This is a genomic window from Roseisolibacter agri (assembly GCF_030159095.1).
GTDB classification, from domain to species: Bacteria; Gemmatimonadota; Gemmatimonadetes; order Gemmatimonadales; family Gemmatimonadaceae; genus Roseisolibacter; species Roseisolibacter agri.
The window spans coordinates 557,128-568,542 of sequence record NZ_BRXS01000001.1; the positions used below are offsets into that span (position 1 = coordinate 557,128).

Consider the following 11,415-nt stretch of genomic DNA (forward strand, 5'->3'; position numbering starts at 1 on the left):
TTCGTCCTGCGGGCAGCGGCGCCGGGGCCGCACCGGGGCCGCACCTTGGTCACGCGGGCGGGGCTCCGGCCCCACGTGTGTCCCCTCCCTCCGCCCGGCGCCGTCCGGGTCCCGCCCATGTCCACGCCCCACGGCGACCCGGTGTCGTCGGGTGGCGCGTCGCCCGACGCGTCGCCCGAGGCGCGCCTGCTCGCCGAGCTGCTCGATGCCTCGACCGAGCTGGCCTGCGCCGCCGACGGCGACGGGCGGATCGTGTACGTGAACCACGCGTGGGAGCGGACGCTGGGCTACTCGCGCGCGGAGGCGATGTCGCTGCCCGCGGTCGCGCTGGTCGCGCCCGAGCATCGCGCGGCCTACTTGGCCGCCGCGCGCCGCCTGGTCCGGGGCGAGCCGATCGAGGCGTTCGAGGCGGTGCTGACCGCGCGCGACGGGCGCCGCGTGGTGTGCCGGGGCCGCGCGACGCCGCTGATGGCGCCCGATCCCGCGACCGGGAAGCCGCGCTGCATCGGCACGCGCGCGGTCTATCGCGACGTGAGCGCCGAGCGGCGCGCGGAGGCGGCGCGCGCGCGGCTGGTCGCGATGTTCGAGGCGACGGCGGACCTCGTCGGCATCACGCGCCCGGGCGGGCGTCTCGACTTCCTCAACCGCGCGGGCCGGCGACTGCTCGGCCTCGCGGACGACGCGGACGTCGGCGCGCTCAACCTCCGCGCGTGCCACCCGCCCGAGACGATGGCGCGCCTCGAGGCCGAGGGCTTCCCGACGGCGCTGCGCGACGGCGAGTGGACGGGGGACGGCGAGCTGCTGGACGCGTCGGGCGCGCGCATCCCGGTGTCGATCGCGCTCACCGCGCACCCCGGTGCCACGACCGAGGAGCCGACGTCGTTCTCGACGGTGATGCGCGACCTGCGCGAGCGCGCCGCGGTCGAGCGCGCGCTGCGCGACAGCGACACGCGCTTCCGGGCGATGCTCGACAACGGGCGCATCGCCTACTCCGCGCTGCGCGCCGTGCGCGACGACGCGGGCGCGGTCGTGGACTTCGAGTACGTCGAGGCGAACGCGGAGCTGGAGCGCATCACCGGGATGGTCGCCGACGACGTGGTCGGCGCACGGTTCTCCGAGCTCTGGCCGGTGGCGCGCGAGGACGGGCTCGTGGAGCGGCTGGCCGACGTGCTCCATTCGGGACGGGCGATCGAGTTCGAGCGCGAGTCGCGCGATCCGCGGGTGACGGCGCGCTGGACGTCGGTGCAGGTGGTGCCGCTGGCCGACGGCGTCGCGGTGATGGTGCGCGACATCACGCCGCAGAAGATCGCGGAGCTGGAGCTGCGCCTGCTGCAGCGCGTCACGCACGCCGTCGCCGAGGCGGGCGACGTGCCGGAGGCGGGGGCGCTCGCGCTGGAGGCGATGTGCGCCGCGGCCGGGTGGGAGTTCGGCGAGATGTGGCTCGTGGGCGCGGACCGCGACGGCAGCCCGTCGCTGGTGCACGGCCCGGTGTGGCACGCGCCGGGCGACGAGCGGCTCGCCGCGTTCGCGGCGGCCAGCGCGGGGCTCGTGGTGCGGGGCGGCGGCGGCCTGGCGGCCCGCGCGTGGGCCACCGGCGCGCCGGTGTCGGTGCCCGACCTGCGCGCGCCCGGCGTCGACTTCTCGCGCGTGGACGAGGCGCGGCGCGCGCGCCTGGCGGGGGGCATCGCCGTGCCGGTGCTCGCGCGCGGCGAGGTCGTCGCGGTGCTGTCGTTCCTGACCCGCGACGCGCGGCGCGTGCGCCACGCCGACGTCGACCTGCTGGCCGCCGTCGCGGCGCAGGTGGGCACGGTGGTGCGCCGCAAGCTGGCGGAGAACGCGCTCGCGCACGAGCGCGCGTTCCTCTCGACGGTGCTCGACAGCCTGTCGGAGAACGTCAGCGTGTGCTCGCCCGACGGGCAGCTCGTGCTGTTCAACCAGGCGACGCGCGAGGCGCACGGCCTGCCGGAGAACCCGGACCTCGCGCCGGAGGAGTGGAGCGCCTACTACGGGGTGCTCCGGCCCGACGGCGTGACGCCGCTGCCGACCGCGGAGCTGCCGCACGTGCGCGCGCTCGCCACGCGCGCCGACGTGGACGACGTCGAGTACGTGGTCGCGGTGCCGGGACGTCCGCACCGCACGATGGTGGCGAACGTGCGCGTGCTCCACGGGCCCGACGGCGAGCTCCTCGGCTCCGTGTGCGCGGCGCGCGACATGACGGCGCAGAAGGCCGCCGAGGCCGCGCTGCGCGCGAGCGAGGAGCGGCACCGCGCGCTGTTCGAGCGCAGCACCGCCATCCAGTGGGTCGTCGACATGGAGACCGCGTGCATCGTCGACGCCAACGCGTCGGCCGCGCGCTTCTACGGCTACTCGCTCGATCGGATGCGGGGCATGCCGCTGGGGCAGATCAACATCCTGCCCATGGCCGCGATGCGCGCGCTGCACGAGCGCGTGGGGCAGGCGCCGGGTGGCGTGGTGCCGCACCGGCTGGCGTCGGGCGAGGTGCGCATGGTGGAGTTCCACCCCACGCGCGTGGAGCTCGACGGCCGCGTCTTCGCGCACTCCGTGCTGCACGACGTCACCGACCGCATCCGCGTCGAGACGGCGCTGCGGCAGAGCGAGTCGCGGCTGTCGCTGATCTACGACAGCGCCACGGACCTCATGTTCCTGATGGCGGTGGAGCGCGACCGCGACGGCGCGGTCGTGGACTTCCGCTGCGAGTCGGTGAACGCCGCGTACCTGGAGCTGAGCGGGCTGACGGTCGACCAGATCGTCGGCCGCACGATCCGCGAGCTGCTGCCGGCGGACGACGCGGCGGGCGCGGTGGCGCGCTACGCCGGCGCCGCGACCAGCGGCGACGTGCTGCGCTTCGAGGAGGAGCTGGAGCTCGCGGCCGGCCGCCTCACGGTCGAGACGACGCTCACGCCGGTGTTCGACGCCGACGGCGTCTGCACGCACGTCCTCGGCTCGGCGCGCGACGTGAGCGCGCGTCTGCACGCCGAGGCCGCGCTGCGCGAGAGCGAGGCGCGCTTCCGCGGCGTGCTGGAGACCGTGCGCTCCGTCGCGGTGAGCCTCGACGGCGAGGGGCGCGTGACGTTCGCCAACGACGCGCTGGCGACGCTCACCGGCTGGGCGCGCGACGAGATGGTGGGCCGCGACTGGTTCGCCGACTTCGTGCCCGACGGCCCGGGGCTGCGCCAGGTCTTCGCGCGGATGCTCGCCGGCGTCGACGCGCTGCCGCACTTCGAGAGCGAGATCCTCACGCGCACCGGCGAGCGCCGGCTGATCGCGTGGGACAGCACGCTGCTGCACGACGCGAGCGGGGCGATCACGGGCACGGCGAGCATCGGCCGCGACATCACCGAGCAGCGCGCGCTCGAGGCGCGGCTGGCGGCGCTGTCGGAGCACGACGAGCTGACGGGGCTCCTCAACCGCCGCGGCTTCCGGCGCATGGCCGAGCACGAGCTGCGGGTGGGCCGCCGCGTGGGACGCCGCGGGTCGCTGCTCTACCTCGACATGGACGGCTTCAAGGCGATCAACGACCAGCACGGCCACGGGGAGGGCGATCTCGCGCTGCGCGCCGTCGCCGACGTCCTGCGCGGCACGGTGCGCGAGGGCGACCTGGCCGCGCGGCTGGGCGGCGACGAGTTCGTGGTCTACGCCACCGGCGCCGCGACCACCGACGAGGGCGAGGTGCTGGCGTCGCGGCTGCGCGAGCATCTCGCGCGCGCCAACGAGGCGGCCACGCGCGCGGGCCGGCCGTACGCGCTGGGCTTCAGCATCGGCGTCGCCGCGGTGGAGGGCGGCGACGACCTGGACGCGGTGCTGACGCGCGCCGACGCCGCGCTGTACGCGCGCAAGCTGGCACGGCGAGGCACGGCCGACGCGCGCTGACGGGTGTACGCTGGCGTACGCTGGCGTACGCTCGCCCGCGGGCGCCAGACGCGGGTGACCACAATCGTTTGGACCGCAATAGTATGGCCGCGAATTTGCGCTGGAGGCGCGCACGCTTCGGTCCGCGGCGTCCCTCCCGGACGTCACCGGCTCCGCTCCGTCGGATTCCAGCCCCATCGTCGCGTGCCGTCCACGACCATCGCCCAGCCCGCCCGCCGCGAGCCCCGGCTCGCGCTCGCCCTGTTCCTCACGCTGCCGCTGCTCCTCGCGCTCGGGATGCGGCAGTGGCACGTCGCCCCCGGCGCAGCGCCGACCCCGGTGGTGACGCATGTGCGCTGAGCTGCTGCCGAGCGTGCGCCGCGGACGCCGACGCGGCGCGACGGCTGGGGGCCCCGACGCCCCCCGCGGCGACTCGCGCGGCCACCGGCCCAGCTACGCGCCCGACGAGCGGCGCGCGCTGCACGACGTGCTGCGCGAGAAGTGCGTCGAGCTCAAGCCCGCCTACGCGGTGCTGTGCATCGTCGACTGGCTGCACGCCCGCGGGCACGAGGCGGTGAGCGCCGCCGACGTGCGCGCGCTCTTCCCGTCCCGCCGCGAGGGGCTCACGGGCCCGCTGCGCAACGCCGCCGACGTCCTGCGGCGCGCCCGCGAGGGCGGCATGCTGGAGGCGCTCGGCGACGGCTGGTACCGCCTCACGCCGCTGGGCCGCGCGGTCGTCGCCGTGCTCCCCGACGGGCAGCTGGTGGGCACCATCCGCGGCTGCCGCACCGCCGCCTGCGCCACCCGGCCGGGGGAGGCGCGCCGTGCCACGCTCGCCGCGGCCGCCGATCAGCGGGCCGCCGCCGCGGGCGAGCGCTGAGGCAGCGTACCCGAGCCCGGATGTGACGAGGGCCGCCCACGCAGTCGCGTGGGCGGCCCTCGTCGCGTGGCGGCGCCGCCGCGTCAGCGCCGCAGGCGCACGTGGCCGTCCGCGCCCACGGTGCCCACCGGCGCCAGCCGCTCGGCGTGCGGGAGCGGCGACCGGGGCGTCGTGCGGAGCAGCGCCGGGAGGCGATCGGCGAGCGCCGCGCCCGTGAGCGGCGTCTCCAGCAGGCGGCCGAAGACGTCGGCCGCGCCCTGCACCACCTGGTAGCCCACGTCGCCCAGCGACTCGATGGTGAGGAGGCTCATCGGGCGTCGCTCGAGCGGCGTGCCGGGCGCCGTCGGGCTCTCCATGACGCCCGTCATGAGCTCGATCGTGAACACCGCCTCGCGCCAGTGCGGGCCGGCAGCGCCGCTGCCGTCCTCGCTCTCGATCGGCACACCCTCGCCCGGCATCGTGAAGCCCATGCCGGCCGACGCCAGCATGCCGCGCCGTCCGATGAAGCGCGGGTCCGGCGCCGTCGCGACGTTCGGCGCCAGCGTGCGCAGCGCGCTGTTCCACGTGAACCGGCTGACGCCGACGACGTGCCCGATCTCGTGCGTCACCACCGCCTGCAGCGTGCCGGCGTTCAACAGCGCGCGCAGGTCCGTCGTGTCGAAGCGCATCTGCCCCACGATCGGCAGGCCGTCGGCGGCGCGCAGGAAGCACGGGCCGGCCGAGCCGAGCACGCCGCCGCGCCCGTCGATGTGGTCGAGGCGGACGTAGATCAGCAGGTGCCGCACGGCCTCCGTGCGCGCCGGGTCGGCGCTGCCGCAGGCGTTCTCCGGGAAGTTGATCGTCAGCCCGGCGCCGCCCTGCAGGATCGCGCGCTCCCAGTCCGCGACGCCGTTGCGGAACGCGTCCTCGAACGGCTTCTCGGTCGGCACGACGAAGCGCAGCTCGACGCGGAAGCGGTCCGCCGGCGGATCGATCACGCGCACGACCGCGCGCCCCTCGCCGCGCTCCGACGTCACGCGCACGGTTGTCGAGCCCAGCGCGACCGCGCGCACCGCGCCGGTCGCCGTCACGGTGGCGACACCCGGGTTCTCCGACTGGTAGCTCACGGCGCGGCGGAACTGCCGCGTCCCGCCCAGGTCGAGCAGGATCGGATAGAGCTGCGCGCCCGAGCCGTTGAGGATCGTGAGCGTGTCCGGCGCGACGACGACCTGCGTCACCGGCGCCACGCGCACCGTCACCTGTCGCGACGCCACCAGCCGGTCGCCGGACGCGCGGATGGTGGCCGTGCCCGCGGCCAGCGGGCGGATGCGGCCGTCCGGCTGCACCTCGACCACCGTCGGCGCGTCGGTCGAGTAGGTGATCGGCCGGCCGTCGGTCACCACGCGGCCGGCCGAGTCGGAGAACGCCGCGCGCACGCTGTCGGGCACGCTCGTGTAGAGCGTGTCGGGCACGCGCACGAACGCGAGGGACGCGGCGAACGACGGGCGCACCACGATCGCGCGCGTGCCGATCACCGCGCCGAGCGACGCCGTCACCGTCGTGCGGCCGAGCGCGACGCCGCGGACGATCCCATCGGCGCCGACGCGCGCGATGTTGGTGTCCTGTACCGCCCACGTCACCGTGCGGTCCAGCAGCGGGCGCCCGGTCGCGTCCACCGGCTCGGCCAGCAGCGGCACGGAGGTGCCCACCACGATGCTGTCGGCGCCGCGGATGCGGACTTCCGCCACGCTCGCCGCCACCACGCGCAGCGAGGCCTCGGCGGTCACGCTGCCGCTCGCCACGCGCAGCGTGGCGCGCCCGGGGCGCACGCCGCGCACCGTGCCCGTGGACGAGACGACGAGGATCGTCGTGTCGCTGGAGCTCCACGCGAGCGTCGGGCTGCCGACGGTGCGGCCGTCGGCGGCCGTGGCGGTCACGCTGTACTGCCGCTCCTCCTGCTCGGCCAACGAGTCGGGGGCGGTGGCCAGCTGCAGCTTGGTGACCGCGGTCGGCGTGCCGCCTCCGGTCGGGCCGCCACCGTCACCGCCGCCACCACCGCCGCAGGCGGCCAGCAGGACGAGGGCGCCGAAGCACAGGAGGGCGGACGCGCGGGAGCGCGGCGCCGCGGGCGTGCGGGGGTGCAGGCGGGCGGGGAGCATGCTGCGTGGGGCGAGGCGGAAGGGGCACGCGCACGCGACCGGCGCCACACAGCGGGCGGCGTATCCTGCTGGCGGTCTCGCGACCTCGCCCCGCGCACGTCGAGCCATCTGCCGAGGCGGCGCCGGCGCCGATACGGATGTTCTCAGCGTATGTCTACCGTCGCGCGCCGTCCATCCCCGCGCTCAGGTCGCCGCCCGCCACCGCACGGCGGCCGTGGCGGGCGGCACGGCCCTGGATCAGCGGGCGCGCTCGCGCTGCCCGGCCCGCGGCGCGAACCCGGCCAGCAGCGCCCGCGCCTCGGCGCGCTCCGCGTCGGTCAGCAGGTCGCGCCCCTCCTCCACACGCTTCGAGGCGAGGACCTCGTCACACAGCTCGCGCAGGCGCAGCAGCCGGCGGCGGTCGTCGAGGTCGGCGTCGGAGGGCAGGGTGGGATCGACGGTCGGAGTGGCGGTGCTGGTCATGACGGACTCTGCAGTTGCGGGGAAGGCAGCGATCGCGGCGTGGGAGCGAGAGGTGCTCCCACGGCCGTGACTGCCTCCTAAGCAGGGACCGGGCCGTGGCGCGTCCGCCCGGCGCGCGGCCTGCAGCCGATGCCCCGCTGCTCCCGATCCCACGCCTTCCAGAGGAGGTGCGCCATGGCCGCCCATGCTTCCGCGTCCCCGCCCCTGCAGGACCACATGCGCCGCATGCTCCGGGCGCACCCCGCGCCCGTCGCCCTCGTCCGCGACGAGGGTGGGCTCGTCGAGTGCGTGGAGGCCTGCTTCGACTGCGCCCAGACCTGCTCGGCCTGCGCCGACGCCTGCCTGGCCGAGGAGATGGTGGCCGAGCTGCGCGCCTGCATCCGGCTGAACCTGGACTGCGCGGACGTATGCGACGCGGCGGGGCGGATCCTCGCCCGGCAGACGGCGGCGGACCCGCCGTTCGTGCGCGACCTGCTGCGCGCGTGCCTGGCCGCCTGCCAGGCCTGCGGCGCCGAGTGCGAGCGCCACGCCGCGCACCACGAGCACTGCCGGGTGTGCGCGGAGGCGTGCCTGCGCTGCGAGGCCGCCTGCCAGCAGCTGCTCGACGCCCTGCCGGTCGCGTCGCGCGCCCGGGGCGACTACGTTCCCTGAAGGGCCGGCGGCGCACATCGCGCGTCGGGCTCCAGCGCGGGGCGGCCGGCCGTTCGTGGGCCTGGCCGCCCCGCGCCGTCTTGCTGATTGCAACTCCCGGAATGGCTCGTGCGGAGCGGGGCTTCGCCGACCGAATACAGCCGCGCCACGTCGCGGCGAGGTGACCCGTGACCGACCCCATGTCCGACGACATGTCCGACCGTACGCCCGAGCCCGTGACGCTGGCGAGCCTGCAGGCCGCCGAGGCCGCGGCCGAGGAGAACGCGGCGATGACCGCGCCCGAGATCGACGACGGCGGCTTCCGCGCCCTCGGCCTCCACCCGTCCATCCTCGACGCGCTGACCGCGCTGGGCTACGAGGAGCCGACGCCCATTCAGCAGGCGGCCATCCCGACGCTGCTCGCCGGCCGCGACCTGCTGGGCCAGGCGGCCACGGGCACCGGCAAGACGGCCGCGTTCGCGCTGCCGCTGCTGCACCGGCTGATGGCGCAGGGCGACCGCGGCATCGAGCGCCGCCGCGCCCCGGGCGCGCTGGTGCTGGTGCCGACGCGCGAGCTCGCGATGCAGGTCGCGGAGGCGATCCACAAGTACGGGAAGGGCTTCGGCGCGCGCGTGCTGGCCGTCTACGGCGGCACGCCGATGGAGCAGCAGCTGCGCGCGCTGTCGCGCGGCGTCGACGTGGTGGTGGGCACGCCGGGCCGCCTGCTCGACCACATCAACCGCCGCTCGCTCGACCTGTCGCACGTCGTGACGGCGGTGCTCGACGAGGCCGACGAGATGCTCGACATGGGCTTCGCCGACGAGCTGGAGGCGATCCTCGAGAAGCTGCCGCCCGCGACGGAGGGGCGGCAGACGGCGCTGTTCAGCGCGACCATGCCGCCGCGCATCGCGGCCATCGGCGCGCGCCACCTGCACGAGCCGGAGCGCGTGTCCATCGCGCGCGAGCGCGTCGCGCCGGGCGCCGCGCCACGCGTGCGCCAGATCGCGTACGTCGTGAACCGCCAGCACAAGCTGGCGGCGCTCGGCCGCGTGCTCGACATGGAGGCGCCGACGTCGGCGATCGTCTTCTGCCGCACGCGCGGCGAGGTGGACGAGCTCACGGAGTCGCTGGCCGGCCGCGGCTATCGCGCCGAGGCGCTGCACGGCGGCCTGTCGCAGGATCAGCGCGACCGCGTGATGCGCCGCTTCCGCGAGGGGAACACGGAGCTGCTGATCGCCACCGACGTGGCGGCGCGCGGCCTCGACGTCGAGCACCTGTCGCACGTCGTGAACTACGACCTGCCGAACTCGCCCGACGTCTACACGCACCGCATCGGCCGCACGGGGCGCGCGGGGCGCGAGGGCGTGGCGATCACGCTCGCGCAGCCGCGCGAGCACCGCCTGCTGCGCAACATCGAGGAGCTCACGGGCCAGCCGATCCGCGTCGAGGCGGTGCCGTCGGTCGTGGACCTGCGCACGCGCCGCCTGGAGCTGCTGCGCGCGTCGCTGCGCGAGGCGATCGTCGCCGACGGCTTCGACCAGTACCGCGCGGTCGTCGAGTCGCTGGCCGAGGAGTTCGACATCATGGACGTCGCGATGGCGGCCGTGCAGCTCGCGCACGCGGCCGAGGGCGGCACGGCGGAGGAGGAGGACGCGGAGGAGATCCCGTCGCTCAGCTTCCCGTCGGGGCGCGGCGGTCCGCGCGATGCGCGCGGCCGCGACGGCCGCGGCCCGCGGCAGGACCGCTTCGGCGGGCGCGATCGCGGCGACCGTGGGGACCGGTTCGAGCGCGGCGAGCGTCCGGCGCGCGGCGATCGTCCGGAGCGTCCCGAGCGCGCGCCGCGCGGCGACTTCGCGCGCGAGCGGAGCTTCGAGCGTCCGATGCGCGAGACGCGCGAGCCGCGCGATCGCGGCGGCTTCGAGCGGCCGTCGGAGCGCGGTGGCTTCGCGCCGCGCGAGGACCGCGGCTACGTGCGCGAGCGTGGCCCGCAGCGCGGCTTCGACGATGCGCGCGGCCCGCGGGCGCGTGACGGGCGCGAGCTGCGCGATCCGCGCGACCGCGATCCGCGCGACCGCGACGCGCGCGGCCCGCGTCGTGGCGGTGGCGGCGACACGGCGCGCGTCTTCGTGGGCCTCGGCAAGCAGGCGGGCCTGCGGCCGGCGGACCTCGTGGGCGCGATCGCCAACGAGGCGGGCGTGGACGCGCGCGAGATCGGCGCGATCGACATCGCCGACCGCTTCGCGCTGGTCGAGGTGCCGGGCAACGCGGCGGACCGCGTCGTGCGCGCGCTGCGCGACACGACCATCCGCGGCCGCAAGGTGGACGCGCGGCGCGACCGCGACGAGTCGTGACCACGGCGCGTGGCGTCGTCGCGGGCGTCGTGCTGACGCTCGCGGCGGCCTGCGCGCGGCCGCGGCAGCCCACGCTCGCGCCCGACGACCCGCTCCTCGCCCCGCAGACGGCGGCGCTGGACGCGCGACCCGGCGACGTGCGCGTCGCGCACGACGTGCTGGTGCGGCAGCTCGCGCCCGGCGTCTGGATGCACGTCTCGCTCGGCGCCTTCTCGGGACCGAGCGGGCGTACGTGGTATCCGTCGAACGGGCTGCTGCTCGACGCGCCCGACGGCGGGATGGTGCTGATCGACACGGGGTGGAACGACGCGCAGACGGTGGCGCTGCTCGACTGGGCCGAGCGGCGGCACCGGCGGCCGGTGCGGCGCGCGGTCATCACGCACGCGCACGAGGACCGGCTGGGCGGGCTGAGCGCGCTGCGCGTGCGCGGCGTGCCCGCGGTGTCGCTGGCGCTCACCGCGGCGCTCGCGCGCGCCGGCGGCGCGGCCCCGCCCGACAGCATCCCGGGTCTCGCCGCCGCGCCGCAGCGCGATCCGGCGGGCTTCGAGCTGCGCTTCCCGGGCGCGGGCCACGCGCCGGACAACATCGTGGTCTACGTGCCCGCGGCGCGGCTGCTGTTCGGCGGCTGCCTCGTGAAGCCCGACACCGCGACGACCGTCGGCAACATCGCGGACGCCGACGTCGCGAACTGGCCGCGCGCGGTGGCCGCCGTGCGCACCGCGTATCCCGACGCGCGCCTCGTCGTGCCGGGCCACGGCGCGGTGGGCGGCCCGTCGGCGCTGACGTGGACGGAGCGGCTGATCGCCGAGCAGGGGACGGCGGCGGCGGAGCGGCTGCGCAGACCGTAGAGGCGGCGGGTCACGCGGCTGCGTGCTGCGTGCTTCGTGCTGCGTGTACGGCCGCTCGGGACACGGTACCGCGCCGGACCCGAACGGCGACCGGCATTGCAAGGATGAAGATCTGACAAGATCTGATAAGAGCGGATGGCTCCGTGTGGCGGCGAGGGATCGCGCACCACGCGGAGCCATCCGTCGTCATCCGATCTTCTCGGACTTTCATCCTTGCTGCTCTTGCCGTTCGGGTC

Annotated in this window: 8 protein-coding genes; 6 read left to right on the forward strand and 2 right to left on the reverse strand. The window is 76.3% G+C overall.

Going from position 1 to position 11,415, the window contains the following annotated elements; all coding sequences use genetic code 11:
• Nucleotides 1-117 precede the first annotated feature (117 nt).
• The 3 genes from rosag_RS02260 (at nt 118) to rosag_RS02270 (ending at nt 4,750) form a co-directional block, all read left to right on the forward strand.
• Nucleotides 118-3,891 (forward strand): PAS domain S-box protein, encoded by a 3,774-nt coding sequence (locus tag rosag_RS02260; RefSeq protein ID WP_284348389.1) that lies wholly within the window; start codon nt 118-120, stop codon nt 3,889-3,891.
• A gap of 183 nt (nt 3,892-4,074) precedes the next feature.
• Nucleotides 4,075-4,230: a hypothetical protein gene (locus tag rosag_RS02265; protein ID WP_284348390.1), complete on the forward strand. Its 156-nt coding sequence runs from the start codon at nt 4,075-4,077 to the stop codon at nt 4,228-4,230.
• Nucleotides 4,220-4,750 carry a hypothetical protein gene (locus rosag_RS02270; protein WP_284348391.1) on the forward strand — a complete coding sequence of 177 codons (531 nt, stop codon included), beginning with the start codon at nt 4,220-4,222 and terminating at the stop codon, nt 4,748-4,750. The genes rosag_RS02265 and rosag_RS02270 overlap by 11 nt, the downstream gene beginning before the upstream one ends.
• An 83-nt stretch (nt 4,751-4,833) precedes the next feature.
• On the opposite strand, the gene rosag_RS02275 is transcribed toward rosag_RS02270, so the two are convergent.
• Together rosag_RS02275 and rosag_RS02280 are read right to left on the reverse strand one after the other, a co-directional pair.
• On the reverse strand, nt 4,834-6,888 hold the full coding sequence (locus rosag_RS02275) for an Ig-like domain-containing protein (protein WP_284348392.1): 2,055 nt from the start codon (nt 6,886-6,888) through the stop codon (nt 4,834-4,836).
• A 237-nt stretch (nt 6,889-7,125) separates the two neighbouring features.
• Nucleotides 7,126-7,350, reverse strand: a complete 225-nt coding sequence (locus rosag_RS02280) for a hypothetical protein (protein WP_284348393.1) — start codon at nt 7,348-7,350, stop codon at nt 7,126-7,128.
• 204 nt (nt 7,351-7,554) lie between these two features.
• On the opposite strand from rosag_RS02280, the gene rosag_RS02285 reads away from it, so the two are divergent.
• The 3 genes from rosag_RS02285 to bla all read left to right on the forward strand — a co-directional run bounded on the left by rosag_RS02285 (nt 7,555) and on the right by bla (nt 11,179).
• Nucleotides 7,555-8,001, forward strand: coding sequence for a four-helix bundle copper-binding protein (locus rosag_RS02285; protein WP_425607472.1), 447 nt, complete (start codon nt 7,555-7,557; stop codon nt 7,999-8,001).
• A 269-nt stretch (nt 8,002-8,270) separates the two neighbouring features.
• The gene (locus tag rosag_RS02290; protein ID WP_345784812.1) at nt 8,271-10,331 is read left to right on the forward strand and encodes a DEAD/DEAH box helicase; all 2,061 of its coding nucleotides are present in this window, start codon (nt 8,271-8,273) and stop codon (nt 10,329-10,331) included.
• Complete coding sequence (gene bla, locus rosag_RS02295) at nt 10,328-11,179, forward strand: subclass B1 metallo-beta-lactamase (RefSeq protein WP_284348396.1); 852 nt, start codon at nt 10,328-10,330, stop codon at nt 11,177-11,179. Before rosag_RS02290 ends, bla begins: the two co-directional genes overlap by 4 nt.
• Nucleotides 11,180-11,415 lie beyond the last annotated feature (236 nt).

Excerpts from the sequence above, each read along its gene's own strand:
- rosag_RS02260 (WP_284348389.1), top strand. The coding sequence starts at position 118 with ATGTCCACGCCCCACGGCGACCCGGTGTCGTCGGGTGGCGCGTCGCCC.
- rosag_RS02290 (WP_345784812.1), top strand. The coding sequence starts at position 8,271 with ATGACCGCGCCCGAGATCGACGACGGCGGCTTCCGCGCCCTCGGCCTC.
- rosag_RS02280 (WP_284348393.1), bottom strand. The coding sequence starts at position 7,350 with ATGACCAGCACCGCCACTCCGACCGTCGATCCCACCCTGCCCTCCGAC.
- rosag_RS02275 (WP_284348392.1), bottom strand. The coding sequence starts at position 6,888 with ATGCTCCCCGCCCGCCTGCACCCCCGCACGCCCGCGGCGCCGCGCTCC.
- rosag_RS02270 (WP_284348391.1), top strand. The coding sequence starts at position 4,220 with ATGTGCGCTGAGCTGCTGCCGAGCGTGCGCCGCGGACGCCGACGCGGC.